This is a genomic window from Eilatimonas milleporae, from assembly GCF_003688555.1.
GTDB lineage: Bacteria > Pseudomonadota > Alphaproteobacteria > Sphingomonadales > Kordiimonadaceae > Eilatimonas > Eilatimonas milleporae.
In genome coordinates, this window is record NZ_REFR01000012.1 from 255,679 (window position 1) to 274,070 (window position 18,392).

The 18,392-nt window shown below is 57.9% G+C and carries 13 protein-coding genes; 9 read left to right on the forward strand and 4 right to left on the reverse strand.

The genetic code is table 11. The features are described from left to right. Positions 1–7 precede the first annotated feature (7 nt). On the forward strand, positions 8–2,272 hold the full coding sequence (locus BXY39_RS12460) for a S9 family peptidase (RefSeq protein WP_170163822.1): 2,265 nt from the start codon (positions 8–10) through the stop codon (positions 2,270–2,272). After that, the gene (locus BXY39_RS12465) at positions 2,259–3,764 is read left to right on the forward strand and encodes a serine hydrolase domain-containing protein (RefSeq protein ID WP_121939209.1); all 1,506 of its coding nucleotides are present in this window, start codon (positions 2,259–2,261) and stop codon (positions 3,762–3,764) included. The genes BXY39_RS12460 and BXY39_RS12465 overlap by 14 nt, the downstream gene beginning before the upstream one ends. 3 nt (positions 3,765–3,767) lie before the next feature. On the opposite strand, the gene BXY39_RS12470 is transcribed toward BXY39_RS12465, so the two are convergent. Continuing rightward, complete coding sequence (locus tag BXY39_RS12470; RefSeq protein WP_281270012.1) at positions 3,768–4,928, reverse strand: C45 family autoproteolytic acyltransferase/hydrolase; 1,161 nt, start codon at positions 4,926–4,928, stop codon at positions 3,768–3,770. A 6-nt stretch (positions 4,929–4,934) separates the two neighbouring features. Continuing rightward, positions 4,935–6,521 carry an alpha/beta hydrolase gene (locus BXY39_RS12475; RefSeq protein ID WP_121939211.1) on the reverse strand — a complete coding sequence of 529 codons (1,587 nt, stop codon included), beginning with the start codon at positions 6,519–6,521 and terminating at the stop codon, positions 4,935–4,937. A 362-nt stretch (positions 6,522–6,883) separates the two neighbouring features. On the opposite strand from BXY39_RS12475, the gene BXY39_RS12480 reads away from it, so the two are divergent. The 7 genes from BXY39_RS12480 to BXY39_RS19730 all read left to right on the forward strand — a co-directional run bounded on the left by BXY39_RS12480 (position 6,884) and on the right by BXY39_RS19730 (position 14,778). Then, positions 6,884–8,188, forward strand: coding sequence for a sarcosine oxidase subunit beta family protein (locus tag BXY39_RS12480; RefSeq protein ID WP_121939319.1), 1,305 nt, complete (start codon positions 6,884–6,886; stop codon positions 8,186–8,188). A 12-nt stretch (positions 8,189–8,200) separates the two neighbouring features. Further along, positions 8,201–8,485: a sarcosine oxidase subunit delta gene (locus BXY39_RS12485; protein ID WP_121939212.1), complete on the forward strand. Its 285-nt coding sequence runs from the start codon at positions 8,201–8,203 to the stop codon at positions 8,483–8,485. Continuing rightward, positions 8,482–11,436 (forward strand): sarcosine oxidase subunit alpha family protein, encoded by a 2,955-nt coding sequence (locus BXY39_RS12490; RefSeq protein ID WP_121939213.1) that lies wholly within the window; start codon positions 8,482–8,484, stop codon positions 11,434–11,436. The genes BXY39_RS12485 and BXY39_RS12490 overlap by 4 nt, the downstream gene beginning before the upstream one ends. Position 11,437: 1 nt before the next feature. Next, the gene (locus tag BXY39_RS12495) at positions 11,438–12,007 is read left to right on the forward strand and encodes a sarcosine oxidase subunit gamma (RefSeq protein ID WP_170163823.1); all 570 of its coding nucleotides are present in this window, start codon (positions 11,438–11,440) and stop codon (positions 12,005–12,007) included. A gap of 121 nt (positions 12,008–12,128) precedes the next feature. Continuing rightward, positions 12,129–13,091: an ornithine cyclodeaminase family protein gene (locus BXY39_RS12500; RefSeq protein ID WP_121939215.1), complete on the forward strand. Its 963-nt coding sequence runs from the start codon at positions 12,129–12,131 to the stop codon at positions 13,089–13,091. Then, positions 13,088–14,230 (forward strand): alanine racemase, encoded by a 1,143-nt coding sequence (locus BXY39_RS12505; RefSeq protein ID WP_121939216.1) that lies wholly within the window; start codon positions 13,088–13,090, stop codon positions 14,228–14,230. The genes BXY39_RS12500 and BXY39_RS12505 overlap by 4 nt, the downstream gene beginning before the upstream one ends. A 116-nt stretch (positions 14,231–14,346) precedes the next feature. Continuing rightward, the gene (locus BXY39_RS19730) at positions 14,347–14,778 is read left to right on the forward strand and encodes a hypothetical protein (protein ID WP_245999127.1); all 432 of its coding nucleotides are present in this window, start codon (positions 14,347–14,349) and stop codon (positions 14,776–14,778) included. A gap of 1,070 nt (positions 14,779–15,848) precedes the next feature. Here BXY39_RS19730 and BXY39_RS12520 read toward each other — a convergent pair. Further along, positions 15,849–17,369, reverse strand: coding sequence for a hypothetical protein (locus tag BXY39_RS12520; RefSeq protein ID WP_121939219.1), 1,521 nt, complete (start codon positions 17,367–17,369; stop codon positions 15,849–15,851). A 141-nt stretch (positions 17,370–17,510) separates the two neighbouring features. Then, the gene (locus BXY39_RS12525) at positions 17,511–18,359 is read right to left on the reverse strand and encodes a hypothetical protein (protein ID WP_147453566.1); all 849 of its coding nucleotides are present in this window, start codon (positions 18,357–18,359) and stop codon (positions 17,511–17,513) included. Between the last annotated feature and the right edge of the window lie 33 nt (positions 18,360–18,392).

Consider the following 18,392-nt stretch of genomic DNA (forward strand, 5'->3'; position numbering starts at 1 on the left):
GATAGGTATGGGGCTGCTTGTCGGCGGCATGGTCCAGCTTGGCTATGTTTCAGCCTTGAGTGCCAACCCGGTGGCCGTGACGGAGCCGTCAGGCATTGCCGAAGATGTCGCGGCCCTGCGGCAGCAGATTGGTTTGGCCGATCATGTGCGGGGTGGGGAAATCCGTCACTTTTGGAGCAGGGACGGGGCGTATCTATATTATTCCGAAAAGAACGCGGCGCCTGAAGACATTTGGCGCGTGGACCTGAAGACCTATGACCGCATGTCGGTATTCGCCGGGGCCGATGCACCGCATGGCAGTGCGCGAACGTCGCTCTATGCAGGCACGTTAGAGCCCGAGACGGCCAAACTTTACCTTGAGCGTGACGGTGCGCTTCACTCTCTCGACGTCCGAACCGGACAATTCGATGCACTGTCCGAAGCGCAGGCTGAAAAGTACCGGGCACGCCGTCCTAAAGTATATGGATCGCGCTTCCCGCAGGCCCCTGATGGGGTTTTGCGGGAAAGTCCTTCACCCGACGGATCGGCCTTCGTCTCAATCGGGGAGACTGAACTTATGCTGCGCGCGGAAAGCGGTGCAGCGCATGCCCTCAGCCGGGACACACTCGGCGGACATGTCTGGAACCCCTATAGTTTCCGCTGGTCGTCGGGGGGGCGTTTTTTGGCGGCTGTTCTGGATGATTTCAGCCAGTCGCAGCGTATCGCCCTGGTGGCCCACCGGCAGGACGGCGACCATATCGACCATGCCTACTATCCCCCCGTGGGCAGCCGGTTTCCGCAAGGCCGGGTTCACATCCTGGACGTTAAGGCGGGCAAACCCCTTTCAGTGCTGGAGACAGGCGGCGACGATCATTATCTGCGCCTTCACCGTTTTTCGGCGGATGAAAAGACGCTCTATTACTTTACACTTTCCCGTACCGGCAACGTCCTGGAATATTGGGAAGCCGATGTGGAAAGCGGGCGCAGGACGAGGGTTTTCGCTGAGCGCTCCGAGCTGCCGTTCGCTTATCCATATGCCTTTTCATTGGCGCCCAACGGCGCGCCGATTTTCCCGCTTGCCAATGAAACGGGGTTTTTGTGGCTCTCCGAGCGCAGCGGTGCGCGAGAGCTGTACCTTTATCGGCCGGACGGCAAGCCGGCCAGGCAACTGACCAACGGCCTTGGCCGGATACATTCGATCATTGGCTATGATGAGGCCGGGAAGATTGCGTATGTCCTGGTGCAAAGCGACCGGGGGCGGCCCTATGATACGCATCTCTTTGCTATTGATGTCGCCGGTGTAGGGGCCCGTAAGCTTACCACCGGACCGGGCCGCAGATCCGTTCAGATTGATCCGCGCTATACACATGTGCTTGAGACGGTTTCGACGCCGCAGACACCAACGCGCACCTATCTTTGGTCCTTGAAAAGCGAAGTGAGAAGCGAGCTCAGTCGCGCTGAATTCGATGAGGACGGTCTGTGGCGAGCACCGGAAGAGTTTTCCGCTTTGGCTGCGGACGGTCGCACAAAACTCCATGGCCTGCTCTACAAGCCGGATGGGTTTGATCCGTCAAAACGCTATCCCATGCTGGAGTATATCTATGCCGGCCCGCAGGCGGTATGGACGCCCAAGACCTTTCTCATAGGGGGGCACTACCCCCGCGCTTTGGCCAAAGCGGGTTTTCTGGTCATGGTTGTCGACGGGCGCGGAACGCCGGAACGCGGTCCTGCCTTCCAGGGCCATACATATGGCCGTCTCGGACAGGTGGAGATCGCCGATCATGTCGCGGTCATAGACGCCCTGGTGCGGGAGCGGCGATATATCGACCCTGGGCGCATTGGCGTTTTTGGAACGTCTTTTGGCGGTTACTACTCGATGCGGGCCATGCTGGACGCGCCCGGGACCTACCGTGCCGGGGTGTCTTCGGCCCCGGCGATGCTGTCGCGGGCGCATATTTTCGCGCCGGTTGAAGCGTTTATGCGCCTGCCCCGCGACAATCCGGAGGGGTATCGCCTGACTTCGCTCGATCCGCTGGCCGACAGGTTGGCCGGTCCACTGCTGATTATGACCGGGACCTGGGATGTGAACACGCCCTTCGCGCATGCACTGGCCTTTTCCGAAATGTTTACCGCTGCGCGCAAACCGGTGCGGATGATCGTCATGCCGGAACGCAATCACCACTTCATGCGTCGCGGTGAGACCGTACGGGATATCGCCTGGACGCTGGCTATCCGCGATTTCTTCCGAGAAGCCTTTCATATCCAGTCGGGGGGTATGCATGAGACGCCTTAACACACTTGTCCTGTCCAGCGGTCTTTCGGTGCTTGCCGCCTGCGGTGCCGCGCCAGACAGTCAAGATTACAGTCAAGATTACAGTCAAGATTACAGCCAGGACTACAGCCAGGACTACAGCCGAGAGTTCGATGCCAATGTCGCTGGCCTGCAGGCCAAGGTGCTGTGTTCGGAGACATTCGTAGCCGGCCGTGACCCGGCGGACGTTCAAGCGGCAGAATTATCGTCCCCGAACCTCCATCCGGCTGTCGAGCGTGTCACGGCTGAAATCCTTGAAGAGACCGGGGTGAAGGGTGCTCAAGCGTCGGCCGGTGGTACAACGCGTTTCGCCGTTTTCCGCGGCCAATATGGTTGCAGCATCGTTCCCGAGGCCTATGACCTGTCCGCCCTGGTTCGCGGCGATCTGCATGACCCCGCGCTGTACCGGCAGAAGGATGCCTGGGGGGCACCGGAAAACACCGCAAACGCCCGGCATGCCGCATTGCAGGGCCTTGCAGAGGCCACGCTGGAAAATCCAAACGCACTTGCCTCGGGGCGAACCCGTGCTTTGCTGATCATGCGGAATGGGGCGCTTTTGGCCGAAGCGTATGCGCCGGGCTTTGGCCCCGAGCGCCCCATGGCAAGTTATTCCATGGGCAAGGCCCTCACCAATGCCCTTGTCGGAATTTTGGTGCAAAAAGAAATGATCGACCTGAAGGCGCCCGTCCCTGTCGACGCCTGGCAAGGCGCGCATGATCCCCGTCGCGAGATTACCGTCGAGCATCTTTTGCATATGTCAGCCGGGTTGGACACGGAATATGCGGGCCGCAGCGACATGGGCAGCCCCGCCATGTCAGCCTTGTTCGGGTCCCTTGACCCGGAGCATTACGCGCTTTCCAGTCGGCTGCGCCAGCCCCCCGGTACGCTGTCATGGTATTCAAACGCCAATACATTTGCCCTCATGCACATTGTTCGGACCCGGGTTGGCGGCGGCATGGCGGACCTCCAGCGCTTTATCATGGAGGAGCTGTTCAAGCCGCTGGGCATGCAGCATTCCATGATCGAGTTCAATGCGTACGGGACCCCAATGACAACCTCCTTCAATTATGTGTCCGCGCGGGATTGGGCCCGTTTCGGGCAGCTCTACCTGAATGACGGCGTTGTAAACAACCGCCGTATTCTGCCCGCGGGGTGGGCGCGTTATACACGCACGCCGCTGGCGTCCTCGAAGGACCGCACCTTTGGCGCCCACTGGCATGTGAATGCGGGCAGGTCTGCCGGGCATGCAGACCCGGAGCACCAGGGCAAAAACGATCGTCCCCCGATAAAATCGGTGCCGGAAGACGCACTTTTTGCTTTGGGGGACAGCGGGCAAAGCCTGATGGTGGTGCCGTCCATGAACCTGATCGTCGTCCGGCTCGGTCAGCTCCGCCCGCCGGGTGAGGGCTGGAACTATACGGCATTCCTGGACGACCTTATGGACAGTCTTCTGTCGCAGGAGGCCGGTGGATAAAGATTATTCGGCGACCGGTTGAAAGCGGCCGCCCGATTTCAGTTCCGCTGCCGGCCTGTAGCGCATCCGGGATGGCGGGCCATTGCTCACGAAAACGCGCGCCGGGTCGCCGAGATCGAAAACAATCGAAGCGAAGGTGTAGTTTATTTGACTGTCGCCGCTGTCTTCCGCCGTCAGTTCGCGCGAAACAGGCTGATCAGGGTCGTCGCGGGACGACAGGGCCCTGCCTATAAGGTCAAGGGCGGAGGCGCGATCGGAAAAACCTTCACCGGCGTATTTCCGCACGGCGGCGAGGCGCGCATATGTACTTGGCGACGCGGGCGCCGTTGCCGTGGTCTCGTAATGCCCGAACCATAGCGGGTGGTTGGTGTGTAAACACAGCTGTTTCCGGGCCATGGTGCCCGGCCAGACTTCCGTCCGGGCGCCGCTTGCCTCGACGCTGACAAGCGATTGCCCGGTCGCCAATGTGTAACACTGGCCGGAGGCGTGAGTCGTCTTTTGTAGGGTATGAAGCGCTTCCTCCGGGGAGCCGGCCTCCATGATGCGCCTGACAATGCAGGAAACGGGCACGCCCGCATCATCATAGGGAAGGTCCATGAGCGCATTGCATGTGACAGCCAGACCCGCGCCGTTCATACCGCACAGCCCAAGATAACCGGGGAATGTGAGAACGAACCTGTCGAGGCCGCCGGGGTGCGCATGGTGCAGCAGTGTTTGTCCGCCAGCGCTCCAACTGCCGATATCCATGTTCTGCGCGAGAATGGCGTGGCCCAAATGCTTCGGACCGATCCCGAAAACACTGCACCGTCCCGCGGTGTCGCCTTTGACGGAACCGTTGCCGGCCCGCCGTGCGAAATTCCATTCTTCGTCCATGAGCTGAAAAGCGAAGATCAGATCAAATGCGATGTCCGCTCCACTGCTAAGACCCTTCAATTCTTCAAGCATGTGCGGATAAAGGCGGCTGACGGTGTCCAGATGCCCGGTGGCCCGTGTGAGCGTCCTCGCATAGCCGGTCACATCACCGTCAGGCGGATCAAGGCTGGCAAGCCAGCGCTTCAGATACTCTGCCACTTCCCGCCCATGGCGTTGGCCGTAGGCTTTCCCGCGCTTGAACGGTTCGGCGCAGTCTGTTTCGTGAACACGCGGTTTTGGCGATTGAAACACTTGTGCTCACATCATTCCCAATATGAAGTTGCCGAGCCCCATGCGAAACCCAAGGCGTGCGATCCACGGCGGGACATCAAATTCCATGATTGGCAGGTCGATCTCTTCAGGCACATCGTTAAGCGCCTTGCCGGCCAGGAAGCGCTTTTTCAGCGGCAGAAAATCATCCCAAAGTGCTTCTATTTCGCGGTGCCGGTGGCCGCCGCCATTGACGAGGATTTCATGGCGGTTGGGAAACTTGCGTAAAGCGCGCCGTGCGCCGTCCGGCGGCGTGTTCCCGTCGAATGAGCCGATGACGGCGAAAACGGGCACGGGCGACGTAAACGGATCGGCCCAGCTTTTGTCCAGGCGGGGAATGTCAAGCTCATCACAACCAAAGAGCGTGGAATAGGGAACGGCAAAGCTGCCCGTCCAGTGTGCCTCCATCGGCTTGGCCTTTTCCGCATTGAAACGCGTCATGAAGGCGTCGCTGTTGACCTCGTTACAAATGGTGGCGATTGACGACACATTGACCTCTGGCGTTTCAGCTTTCAGCCCGGCTTCCAGTTGTTTGGTGAGCAAGTCGGCAACGCCCTGATAGGCGCCTCGGTCAAGGGCAAAGATCAGACCGGGCAGTTTCGCGGCGCCTTGACGGTGCTGCGTTGCACCCGCCAGATACAAGAGGAAGGTTAGCGTTTCCGGGTCAAAACGCAGCGTTTCTTCCCGTCCGTTAAAGCGCACGGTGACGTCCCTCGGAGACTGTTGGAGCCGGCGCATAAGCCCGTCCACGACATCGACGAATTTGCGTTGTCCGAACAGTTTCTCGGCGTCGGGGTTCGCATCAATGCGCGCGCCCAGATCCTCAAAGGCGGCTTGCATTTCGCTTGGCAGGTCAATGGCGCCGTCGAGACCAAAAACACCGCTCAGGGCCGCGCGGTAAACATGTGCGCCATGGCGTTTGATGATCGACATGGCCCAATAACTTGCGAAGCTGTTGCCGGTCAGGGAATATTTCTCATAGCCCAGAGCCGTTGCCAGTTCATGCACATCGTCGGCATATTCCCTGGGATTGTAGCCGCGTAAATCCATGCCTTGCCCCTTGTGTCGCGCTATACATTTCGCGGCTGCGGCGATGAGCGTGTTCCGATACCGCGTAAAGTCATACACGAAGACATCGGGTCTGACAGGGCAGGACAGGCGGGGCTCGGATGTGCCCAGTCCGCGACCGTCAACGAGGATATAATCGGCAACGTCTTGCATTTCTGTCAGGACGTTGAGTCGTTTTGACCGCGATTCAATGATGGCATCCCCGCTTGGGCCGCCATGCAGCAGAAACACCGGCGGTGCGGGTGTCGGCGTGGTGGCCGGTATGCGGATGAAAGCGACTTTGATCCAGCGGCTGTCCGGGTCGCCCCGCACTTCGGGAACCGTGATATATCCTTTTTCGCCGGTCAGTGTGTTGCCTTCGGTGTCATTAAAAACATGCTCGCCAACACTGATTTTTCGTGCGCTGTCCACGGAAGCCAACGATTGGGGACCGGCGTGGGCGCCTGCACTGAAAGCGAGCGCAACCACAAAAACAGTATCGGACAGCCGCGTCGGCAATCGCAACATGGGGCGGTTTCGTTTGGGCCGCATAAGCACATTCACTCCGCTGAAACACAAGTGTTGATAACGCTACCATTTTACCTTAGGATCGCGGGACCTGTCCAGATTTATATGCCCGGGTTTAGAGGCGTCTCATACGCGCGCGGCTGCATGAAAGGACTGAGTGGGGCTGTGGTGAAACTCGTATTGTATAGCGGTGGCATATCAAATCGCCGTCTTTGGCGGCGCTGGTTTGACGTCCGTGTTTTTGCCCTGGCGCCTTGCGGCCCGTCTGCAATGACATCCCGGCATGATCCTGCGTCTTTCGCTGGCGCGGGGCGCTGTTCCGGATATGCCATGGCGCCATCGGGACAGCCCTCATGCCGCGCATGGCCATACCCGGACGATGCCGCCAGCCGGTCCGCGACCATGATGGGACCCCGACATTGAAATACTCCGCCTTAAATCTTCTGCGGCAGGGGATCGCCGGTCATAAGGGCTGGCCGGCCGCCTGGGCGTCGCCGGAGCCGAAAAAGTCCTATGATGTCATCATCATCGGCGGCGGCGGGCACGGCCTGGCAACGGCACACTATCTTGCAAGGAATCACGGGATTGCCAGCGTCGCGGTGCTGGAGCGTGCCTGGATCGGCGGCGGGAATACGGGCCGCAACACAACCGTCGTGCGTTCAAACTATTTCTTCCCCGAAAGTGCCGCCTTCTATGATTTTTCCCTGAAATTATATGAAGGCCTGTCCGACGAGTTGAATTTCAACATCATGCTGAGCCAGCGCGGCATGATGACATTGGCGCATAGCCATCATGACCTTGAGATGATGAACCGGTCCTGTAACGCCATGCTGATCAATGGCGTGCCCGCGCAGATGCTGACACCGGATGAGATCGGGAAACGTGCGCCGGCGCTGGATATGTCGGCTGATGCACGCCATCCGGTTTTGGGTGCGCTGATGCAGGAGCGCGCCGGCGTTGCCCGTCACGATGCCGTGGCCTGGGGATATGCCCGGCAGGCCAGTGCCATGGGGGTTGACATCATTCAAAACTGTGAGGTGACGGGCTTCGAGACCGTCTCTGGCCGGGTAACGGGCGTGCGCACCAGTCGCGGTGATATCGCCTGCGAACGGGTTGGTATCGCCGTTGCCGGTCACTCATCGGTCATGGCCAATATGGTCGGCGCACGTTTGCCGCTGCGCAGTTTTGCCCTGCAGGCATTTGTCTCCGAACCCCTGAAGCCCGTTCTGGATACGGTTGTCCTCTCGCCGGCAACCGGGGTGTATGTAAGCCAGTCCGACAAGGGGGAACTGGTGATAGGGGCCGGGCTGGACCTTTATACATCGTATGCGCAGCGCGGTAATTTGCCGATGATTGAGGATGCCGTGGCCGGTCTCATCGCGATGTTTCCGGGTTTCAGCAGACTGCGCCTTCTGCGTCAATGGGCCGGGATCGTCGATGTGGTGCAGGATTCGACCGCGATCATGGACCGGCTGATGTATGACGGCCTTTATATCAATTGTGGATGGGGCACCGGCGGTTTCAAGGCCATACCGGCGGGCGGATACACGTTTGCCCACATGATCGCGCATAATGCCGCGCATCCTCTCACGGAGGGTTTCGGCCTGGACAGATTTGCCTCCGGCGCCTTGATTGACGAAGCCGCCGCATCGGGCATCGCGCACTAGGGAAACCGGACAATGATGCTTATTCCTTGCCCTTTTTGCGGGCCGCGAGACGAAGCGGAATTTCACTGCGCGGACGAAAGCCATATTGCCCGTCCCGAGCCGTTCCGCGACGTGCCGGAAGAAGACTGGGCGCACTATTTGTTCTACCGGGAGAATCCGAAAGGAATTGTCGCGGAACGCTGGCACCACCGCTTCGGCTGCGGCCTTTGGTTCAATATCGCGCGCGATACCCGCACCCATGAGATCACGCGCGTCTATGAAATGACCGATCCCAGACCTGATCCGGAGGCCTCATGAGCGGGTATCGTCTGAACGGCGGCGGATTGATCGACCGTGACAGTCCTGTGAACTTTACCTTCAACGGCAGGGCGTATCGGGGATTTGAGGGCGACACGCTGGCCTCGGCGCTCATCGCCAACGGCGTGGACGTGGTGGGACGCAGCTTTAAATATCATCGTCCGCGCGGTTTCCTCGCCGCCGGGGTCGAGGAGTCGAACGGTCTCGTGCAACTGGGCACCGGTGCACGCAGCACGCCAAATCTGAAAGCGACAATGGTACCGCTGTTCGAGGGCCTTGGCGCCAACAGCGTGAATGCCTGGCCCAGTTTGCGCTTTGACCTTGGCAGCGTGAACGGCCTGATCAGCTGTTTCTTGCCGGCGGGCTTCTATTACAAAACCTTCATGCGGCCCGGCTGGCGTTTTTTTGAGCCCTTTATCCGCCGCGCCGCCGGCCTTGGCATCGCGCCGACAGGCCCGGACCCGGACCATTATGATACCCGTCATGCGGCCTGCGATGTTCTGATCGTGGGAGGAGGGCCCGCCGGGCTGGCCGCGGCGGTCAGTGCCGCCCGCGGTGGCCTTGACGTGATCATCGCCGATGACGGTCCGGAGCTTGGCGGCAGTTTATTATGGAACGGCGAGGAGGCGGCGTTGGCGTTCGCGCGTCGGGCTGACGCGGAGTTGAGGGCGTTCGGTAATGTCACCCGGCTGTGCCTGACATCGGTGTTTGGATATTATGATCACAATTCCCTGGCGGCACGGCAATATCTGAAAGCCCCGTCGTCCGGGACGGCGGAGGGCGGTGTCGCTGAGAGAGTGTGGAAAATCCGTGCAACGCACGTGATCCTGGCGACAGGTGCTATCGAACGCCCGCTTGTCTTTGCCGATAACGATCGTCCGGGCATCATGCTGAGCGCGGCCGCGCAGGAGTATGCCGTCAGGTACGGTGTCGGCGCCGGCCGCGCGGCGGTCCTGTTCACCAATAATGACGACGCCTATAAAGCGGCCCTGTCCTTACGCAAAGCAGGCATCGACATGCGCGCGGTCGTCGATGTCCGTGCGTCGCCGGGCGGTATCTGGTCTGAACGTGTGCGCGCCGCCGGATTGGAGATTTACACCGCCAGCGGAATTGTTGCCGTGCATGGCGGGAAACGTGTGCATGGTTTGGACGTTGCCGCCCTTGACGGTACAGCGCGACGGACACTCCGCTGCGATCTGCTGCTGATGTCCGGCGGCTGGGTGCCACGGGTTCAGCTTTTCGCGCAGTCTGGCGGCAGGCTGCGTTTTGACGACAGGTTACAGGCTTTTTGTCCCGGCAGCGGTGTTCAGCGGCAGACCAGCGTAGGGGCCTGCAATGGTGTGTTTGGGCTGTCGCGGATCTGGCGGGACGCGGTCGGCGCGGTTCAGGCCATTTGCGATCGGCATGGCCGCGATGTCTGTCCGCCCCCAAATCCGTTTTCGGAGGACACCGGGGCAACGGCCACCGCGCCGGGTCCCTGCCGTGTTCCGGCAGACCTTGCGCCCGGTAAAGCCTGGATCGACTATCAAAACGATGTGACAGCGTCCGATGTCGAACTTGCCGCGCGCGAAAACTATGTCTCGGTCGAACACCTCAAGCGTTACACCACCCTCGGTATGGCGAGCGACCAGGGCAAAACCAGCAACCTGAACGGCTTTGCCGTCATGGCGGCAGCGCGCGGCGTGGGTGTTGCGGATGTCGGGACGACGAAATTCCGGCCCCCTTACGATCCCGTCACATTCGGTGCGCTTGCAGGCCGCCGCGTTGGCGACCTGTATCACCCTCTGCGCCGCTTGCCGACACATGCGTTGCAGATTGGCCTGAACGCCCGGATGGAGGATTGGGGCGGCTGGTCGCGGCCAAGTCATTACGCGCGAAACGGTGAGACCCGTCAGGACGCTGTTTTCCGCGAAGCCCTCACGGTTCGAACCGCGGTTGGAGTATTTGAAGGCTCCCCCCTGGGCAAGATAGAGGTCAAAGGGCCCGATGCCGCCACCTTCCTTGACAGGATCTACGTCAATACGGCGTCAACCCTGAAACCGGGCAAGGCCCGTTATGGCCTAATGGCGAATGAAAATGGCGTGGTGTTTGACGACGGTGTGTTCTTCCGCCTGTCTGACGATCACTTCTTGTGCAGCACAACCAGCGGCGGCGCACAACGGGTGTATGACTGGATGCAGGAGTGGTTGCAGTGTGAATGGGTGAATTTGGAGGTGCTGGTTGCCAATGTCACCTCCTCATGGGCGACATTTGCTGTCGCCGGTCCGTTGGCGCGGGATGTTCTTGCAAGGCTCTGCGGCGATACCGATTTGAACGCGCGGGCCTTGGCGCATATGTCCTGCACACAAGGCGTGATCTGCGGCGTTCCCATGCGTCTACACCGTGTCAGCTTTACCGGCGAGCTCTCCTATGAAGTCAATGTGCCGGCTGGCTTTGGACCGCAGGTCTGGACCGCCCTGACGGAAGCGGGAGCGCGGTACGGTATCGCGCCCTATGGTATCGAAGCCAATCTGCTGCTGCGCACGGAAAAGGGGTATTTACATGTGGGTGCCGATACGGACGGCACCACCCTGCCACAGGATATCGGTTTTGGCGGACCGGTCGCAAGAAAGACATCGGATTTCATCGGCCGGCGCTCGATGCTGCGCAGGGACGCCGTGCGCGCGGACAGGTTCCAGTTTGTCGGCTTGCAGGCGTTTGATGCCAAAGAAGTTTTGCCCGTAGGCGCCCATATCGTCAGACACGATGACGGGCGGCGTAAAACCGACGGCTATGTCACCTCCAGTCACTGGAGCCCCACATTGCTGCACGGTGTGGCGCTGGGCCGTGTGCGGGCCGGCCGCGACCGGTTCGGGGAGGTGGTCGAGGTCTATGACAACGGCAACAGTTACAGAGCGAAAATCGTCAGCCCGGTATTCTATGATGCGAAAGGAGAGCGCCTTGCAGCCTGATATGCAGGCACAGCTTGGCCTGGGGGCTTTGAGCATGACGGACGGCTGTGTCAGCAAAAAGCCGGGATGCCTGCTGAGGCAGCGTCCTGATCTTGGCCTTCTGGCTGTGCAGGGTGATGCCGGCGATGCCGGTTTTCAGGCATCGTTTGAACGTCTCTTTGCAGTTATGCCGCCGGACGCCGGTCAAGTCGCCGACAGCGGCCCGCTTTCAATTGCCCGGGTCGCCAGGTGCGAGTACCTCATTTGTGGCCGACACGCGCACATCGCGGACTTGAAAGCGCGCGAGCATACGTCACGGGGTGATGTGTCATGCTGGATCCTGGACATCACCCACGGACAGGCAATATTCGATCTCGAAGGCCACAGGGCGCATGATATTCTTGCCGCATCCTGTGGGCTGGATATGAGGCTCGGAGCCTTTCCCGTGGCATCGGCGACCCGAACCCGCTTCGCGCACATCCCCGCTTATATTGAGCGTCGCGGACTTGAAGGTTTTCGTCTCGTTGTCGAGCGTCCTCTGGCTGTTTACATCAGGGATTGGATTGAAACCGGTATGGACGCATTGCGCTGACCGGCGATGTTTTCGCTCCGCCTTTACGGCGTGAGGACGGCGCTGTCATGACTTCATCCACGGGAGCGGAATATGTCTCTTTCGGTCAACGGTTTCGGGACTTCAGCAGGAAGGCGGTTGCATGTTGTACGTTTCTGAACAGATGGTCAGGGATCTGGTGCGTCAGGCGGACGTGACGGCCGCGGTGTCGGAGGCCTTCGTCGCGCTCGCTGATGAAAAGGCGGTCTGCTGGCCCATCGTGCGGGAAACGCTTGGCCATGCGGATGCTGTTTTTGGCTTCAAGTCCGGCTTTGATAAGTCTTTGCCGGCCATGGGTGTGAAGGCAGGTGGTTTGTGGCCGGGCAATGCCGCCAGGGGTGTGCCCAATCATCAATCAACCGTCGTGCTGTTTGATGAGGACTCCGGCGCCCCCAAGGCGCTGGTGCGCGCGACCTATCTGACCGCGCTGCGCACCGCGGCCGCGAGCGCCTTGTCAATCCGTCACCTGGCCCGCGCGGATGCGCGGGTGTTGGGTCTCATGGGCGCCGGCGGACAGGGCGCTTTTCAGCTGGAGGCCGCGCTTGCCGAGCGCCGGTTCACGAAAGTGCTGATCCATGACCCAAACGCGGCCAACGTCGAAGCGCTTGCCGACTATGCCCGCGCAAAGGGCGTAAGCGCCGCCACCGGGGATCCGCGATATGTGGTCGCCGAGGCGGATGTGCTGATCACTGTCACGCCGTCGCGGCAAGCAATCGTGAAAGAGGCCTGGGTCCGTCCGGGCACGCATATCGCCGCCATGGGTGCCGATACGGTGGGCAAACAGGAATTGGAGGCAGGCATTCTGGCCAGCGCGACTTTATTCGGCGATGTCGCGGGCCAGGCTGTCCGCCTGGGCGAAAGTCAGCACGCCTTCGGACAAGGACTTATCGGCGAAGAGACGGTGAGGTGCCTTGGGGATGTGATTTCAAAGCGCCACCCCGGCCGTACGGATGATAAGGAGATCACGGTGTTCGACAGTACAGGCATGGCGTTACAGGATCTGTCATCCTGCATGGTTGCACTCAAGGCCGCGGTTGACGCGGGTCAGGCGATTGAACTGCCATGACCTTGACCTTTCACGCTCTTCCAACGCCATCCCTGCTTCTGGACCGCGCGCGCATGCGGGCAAATATTCGCCGCATGGCCCGTCACATACAGGCGCTTGGCCCGACACTGCGGCCGCATGTGAAAACCCATAAGTCCCGCGATGTTCTGGCGGATGTGAAGGCACTGTCCGGCAATCAGGGCATCACCGTCTCAACGCTCCAGGAGGCGCGGTATTTCTTCGAAGGCGGAGAAAGAGACATCCTGTATGCCGTGGGGATGACGCCGGGAAAGGTCGGGGATGCCGCCGCGCTGATCCATCAGGGGTGTCGCTTGAAGGTCATCACCGACAATCCGGCCATGGCAGGGCTGCTCGACGAGGCGGCGGGCCGGCACAGGGTCTCCCTGCCGGTTCTGATCGAGCTGGATGTGGATGGCCACCGCTCCGGTGCCGATCCGGAAAGCGATATGCTGGTCCGGCTTGCGCAGCGGATTCACCAGGGGTCCGCGTTGACGCTTGAAGGGGTTATGACCCACGCGGGCGGGTCCTATGACCTGCGGTCAACCGATGCGATCCACGCCCATGCGGAACAGGAACGGGCATTGACGGTGAAGGCAGCTGCAAGGCTGAAGGATGCAGGATTGCCATGTCCGGTGGTTTCCGTCGGATCGACGCCCACGGCTGTCATGGCGCGGGATATGACCGGCGTGACCGAGGTACGCCCCGGCGTCTATACTTTTTTCGACCTGTTTCAGGTTGGCCTGGGCGTGGCCGCGCTTGAGGATATTGCTGTGAGCGTCCTGACCACCGTGATTGGTCACCAGCCGGACAAGGGCTGGGTGATCGTGGACGCCGGCTGGATGGCGATGAGCCGGGACCGGGGGACGGCAGGGCAGGCGGTCGATCAAGGCTATGGGCTTGTTTGCCATGAAAACGGGACCCCGCAAGACGATGTCATCATGGGAAGCGCCAATCAGGAGCACGGTATTCTCATGGCCCGCGACGGCACACCGCGCCTGGACATTACACGCTTTCCCGTCGGGTCCAGATGGCGCATCCTGCCCAATCATGCCTGTGCAACGGCGGGTCAATACAGCGGGTATCATGTGCTTGAAAACAAGACCATCACAACCCGATGGCCCCGCACGCGCGGCTGGTGATCATATGGGCCCTCGATGTCTACGGCGTTTGGAAGAGCACTGTAGGAGTCCAGCAATTGAGGGCGACGACCCCTACATTGCATCTCTTTTCCCTATATTGTCATGCAGTACGCTCTATGCCGACCTTAGTCTGGAACCGACTGCTGCTGCATATTTCTGAAGTGCTTTCATGGAGATGGGTTTACGCGCCCACTTTCCAGTTTCACTATGTAGAGCTGAGAGGTTTGTATTTTTTCAGCAACTTTTTCCTGTGTCATGTCGGCTTGGGCTCCAGCATGGATGAGCGTTTCAGCGACGGAGTCTTGTGCTTGCTGTCAGATTTAGTTCTATCGCCACAGGAAGGCGCCATTGCATCTGACGACTGGATACAATCCGTTTCCATCAAAAACTTTATAATCTTTTTCCTTGGGGGTGAGGGCACGGATGGCGCGGTCTGTCAGGGGCATGGTGGTCGTCTCAGCCGTTCATGGTCATTCGCATGGTATCGGTTTTTACTGCATGGTAACGGCATTCTCGGGGAGCGCCGTTACCATGCGGTATTACCATGAAATGGCCTGGATTGGGAGGGGTGCACACGGACAGCTATGGACGGTCGGTTTTGAATTTCCGATATTTTTCAATCGGTTATGGATGATTATGGACCATCCTGGACAGGTCGTTGGAGGGCGGACCGGAATGGAAAATTCCACGTAACTATATGATATCAATAGACGTTTTTTTCTGAAAAAAATTTGTTGTCATGATCGTTACCATGGATGCGATGGAATCATGAGAATGATCGGATAATCTTTTTTAAAACAACATATTAACTATTTCCTGAATGGGTGTTGATTTTGAAAGCGGTAAATTTTTTTGTTCATATCCTAAAGTCATGTCCTCCATTTTTTGCGAGCGTATGCGCAGTCGTAATGATGCACCGGTTATCGTGCGGGGAACGGTCCGCGCACTGCTTGAATGGCATCGAGTATGCGTTGATGGGTTACTTTATTGGGCTTGTGCTGCCCTTCGGTCATGTGCACGCGCGACGGCGAAATCGGTCACCGGATGATTCCCTGAAATACAAACGACCCAGCCCCGGCAGGCGGCCACAGGCGTGGTGAGCGCTATACACTGCACACTGCCAGGATACTGCACAGAGCAAGAGCACTTCACAGCGCCGCTCACCTGGTGAAAATTCTTTGTAGGCTGGTTGCGGTTTTGCTATTGCGCGGATATCCCAAAGAGCACGGTGACGCAGCGGATTCCAGGGTCCAGGTACGACTTTCCGACTCCGGCCCACCGTCTCCGACAGCCTATCCAAGATGATCCGCAATCGCCCACAACTGGTTGAAAAAATTGAGAATTCGAAGCGAACTGTCTACAGCTTTCCGTGCCCTTCCCAACCCAAGCCTTTATCACAGTATATCATATAGTGATGGACACTCCCCTAGAACGCCGTTACGCCAATCATCTGTTAATAACCATTACGGCATGAGACTATCTGTCTCATAAACTTATATTTACCTCGCAATGTGATGCACGCTAGGGGCCAAGCAACTCCGTGCTGAGCCGGTCGATGCGAAATCACTCCACACCCGGAAGCACCGGCCCAAACAATCTTGCCCTTTCCAACAGCCTGTTATTGAGCAGACCAGCGATGATCCAATGTATTGATTAGACAGTTGGAAAACTGCGCCAGCTCAGTGCCGTCTCCCAGTAACCTGTTTCTCATAGGCCGACTGATCTCGATATGGAGAAACTCGGACCGTCCTTCTTCCTGTCGCAGATACTGCCCTACGGGATTACTGGTCGCGCCAAGCGTGTTAAACACATCTCGCCCAAATAACAAATTGTTAGAGCCAAACTTCAACCGAATGCACTGCGTAAATCGCTGTGCGTATGTTCCCTGATAATCTGCAGAGCCGGTGCTCACAATAAAGTCTGCAGTGGACCGGGCTCGCTTCTGTTCCTCTATTATTTTGCATGCTTTGGAGTCCTTGGGCTGGGTTCGCTTCTGCCCCTCTATTGCTTTGCACTCTTTGAAGCCCTTGATGTTTTTAGGAACCTCAACACCAAATCCATGCAACTGGACGATGGCCGTTACCTGGTGGTCTATTCCGGATCCAAGGTATTCTTCAGAAAATGCTTTGCTGATAGCCAAAAAATGGCTGTCATTTCGCCTTGCAAAATCTGCGCTATGTTTTCCCGAACCGCGGCAAGAGGTCTTCTGCTTAGTACAGTTGAAACGTCTTGTAGTGTTTGCGCCAATGGCCGCGTAAGGATGAATTTTAATCAGTCTTTCTAGAATGCGTAATGTACCTAAGTCGTGGTACCGATGGGGTGCCTGCAGAAAAATTGGGATGATGCCTGGTCGCGGTTCCCGAAGCATGTAAACTCCTCGGCCTTCTTTCCTGTGAGGATGCTCGATCAGGCCCCAAAGGCCCTCTGTCGGCCGGTCGAGACGGACCCAGCGCCACTGCGCACCCGATGAGAGGCGCGACATGCGCTTTCTCATGGGGACATTGAGGAACCTTTCGTCATGTGTTGCCAAGTCAATCGCCATGGCACCATCGACTGTCGCTGCTTCGCTGGTGGGTACATCCATGCTCATGGGGACCAAAGGTTTGGTATTATTTGCGATCATGCCAACGGTAAGGGCTTGGGACACCGCCGTTGCTTGGTCATCATTGGGTACCCCCGTCTCAATCGGGATTGAATGATCCTCGGGGATCGATCTAGCGCTCATCCTCTGGAACCAATATGCGAAAAAGCTGCGGAAGTCCGAGACCTCACGGCTGTCGGGGGCGGGAAATACCAGATCAGGCGTCGCCGAGTGATCCAGGAATTCCCGCAGGGCCTTTTCAACAGACCTGCCTGTTCGGGCATACCAGTCCTCAAACTGCAACTCTTGAGGGTCGGGGAACGGCGTAGAATCCCCATAGGATGGATACGAATTACTATTTTCATCCACAAAAGATTGTGTTTTTGCTCCCGTTTCATGCTCTAATTGTGTCCTGTGATCATCCGGCCTTGCGGTCGTGATATCAGCCAACGTTGTCTGGCCAACTGCTGAAGGGGACAGTGTGGACAGCCCAATTGCAATCATCGTCAAGGCAAAGAGTGCCAGGCAACTGACCGGTGGTAACCTATTGCGGATCATCTTCAGCCGGTTCCTTTTGTTTAATTTCCGTGTAAGCAGGTAACGCTACTTGAATAGTGGCTTAGGGCTGTATCAACCGGTCATAAAAAATGACTGGCAAAGGCTGGTTTCGCAGCACGGATATCAACGCATGTGCGGAAGTTAGTCTTCTCCAAGCTTTCTTCTCACAGATTCCAATCTGGGTTTCTTAGCGTTTTTACTCACAAGCAGGTAGCTGGACCTGCCACTCAAGCCGAGCGGAAACCACCGGATCCGTATCATTTTAGATATTGTCTCTTTGTTAAGAAAATTTCTAACGATCGGTATATCCAAGTCGATGTTAACCATAAAACGGTGTTCGCTCCTGACAGGGGCGATAAGTGTGTTACCTGACCCCATGAGAAATGCTGTATCTAGTATTTGATTGGCATTTAGAAAAGATGTATGAAAAACATTAAAATTCTCCGGGATGGTGCTCTGTTTTTCTTGCCGTTCCCAAGTGGAAACCCAGAGAAAAGGCATATATCCCCTTCGGAAATGCATATCATTGATATAAAAAATTTCAGATTCATGAATTTTTATTTGGTGCATATATATCGGCTTACATTCAACAAAAAGAAATCCGTCCGTGTTAGCTCGCCGAATTCTTGTTTCATTATAATCTAATACAAATGGTATATTGACAGGCTCATTGAGCATATACATCGGAACACCGGATACAAAGGAACCAGTGGTGTCAGCCAATAAGCCATTATTCGTATCCTGTGCTTCGCCTTTTAAAACTATACTTTCCGCTTTCAGCTTTTTCGCAATTTCTGCGCTGGTGGCATGCAAGGACCCTCTCTCTTTGGCCACATCACGGCCGGCATCGCCTAGTGCAAGATTTTCGCCCAGCCGTACCTCACCGGAGTCCGTCATCTCCAACCCCCGATCGGCTTGGCCCTCGGGATGGACTCGATAGACATTTCCCGTCAGGTCCATGGATACGGCAGAGGATTTGAATCTGGTCATGATTGGGTCCTTTCTGTTGACAAGTGTGGCACC

What these genes read in the sequence shown, in the direction of transcription:
- BXY39_RS12465 (WP_121939209.1), top strand. Translation starts at nt 2,259, where the DNA reads ATGAGACGCCTTAACACACTTGTCCTGTCCAGCGGTCTTTCGGTGCTT.
- BXY39_RS12520 (WP_121939219.1), bottom strand. Translation starts at nt 17,369, where the DNA reads ATGATCCGCAATAGGTTACCACCGGTCAGTTGCCTGGCACTCTTTGCC.
- BXY39_RS12505 (WP_121939216.1), top strand. Translation starts at nt 13,088, where the DNA reads ATGACCTTGACCTTTCACGCTCTTCCAACGCCATCCCTGCTTCTGGAC.
- BXY39_RS12490 (WP_121939213.1), top strand. Translation starts at nt 8,482, where the DNA reads ATGAGCGGGTATCGTCTGAACGGCGGCGGATTGATCGACCGTGACAGT.
- BXY39_RS12460 (WP_170163822.1), top strand. Translation starts at nt 8, where the DNA reads ATGGGGCTGCTTGTCGGCGGCATGGTCCAGCTTGGCTATGTTTCAGCC.
- BXY39_RS12475 (WP_121939211.1), bottom strand. Translation starts at nt 6,521, where the DNA reads ATGTTGCGATTGCCGACGCGGCTGTCCGATACTGTTTTTGTGGTTGCG.
- BXY39_RS12500 (WP_121939215.1), top strand. Translation starts at nt 12,129, where the DNA reads ATGTTGTACGTTTCTGAACAGATGGTCAGGGATCTGGTGCGTCAGGCG.
- BXY39_RS12485 (WP_121939212.1), top strand. Translation starts at nt 8,201, where the DNA reads ATGATGCTTATTCCTTGCCCTTTTTGCGGGCCGCGAGACGAAGCGGAA.
- BXY39_RS12480 (WP_121939319.1), top strand. Translation starts at nt 6,884, where the DNA reads ATGGCCATACCCGGACGATGCCGCCAGCCGGTCCGCGACCATGATGGG.
- BXY39_RS19730 (WP_245999127.1), top strand. Translation starts at nt 14,347, where the DNA reads ATGCCGACCTTAGTCTGGAACCGACTGCTGCTGCATATTTCTGAAGTG.
- BXY39_RS12525 (WP_147453566.1), bottom strand. Translation starts at nt 18,359, where the DNA reads ATGACCAGATTCAAATCCTCTGCCGTATCCATGGACCTGACGGGAAAT.
- BXY39_RS12495 (WP_170163823.1), top strand. Translation starts at nt 11,438, where the DNA reads ATGCAGGCACAGCTTGGCCTGGGGGCTTTGAGCATGACGGACGGCTGT.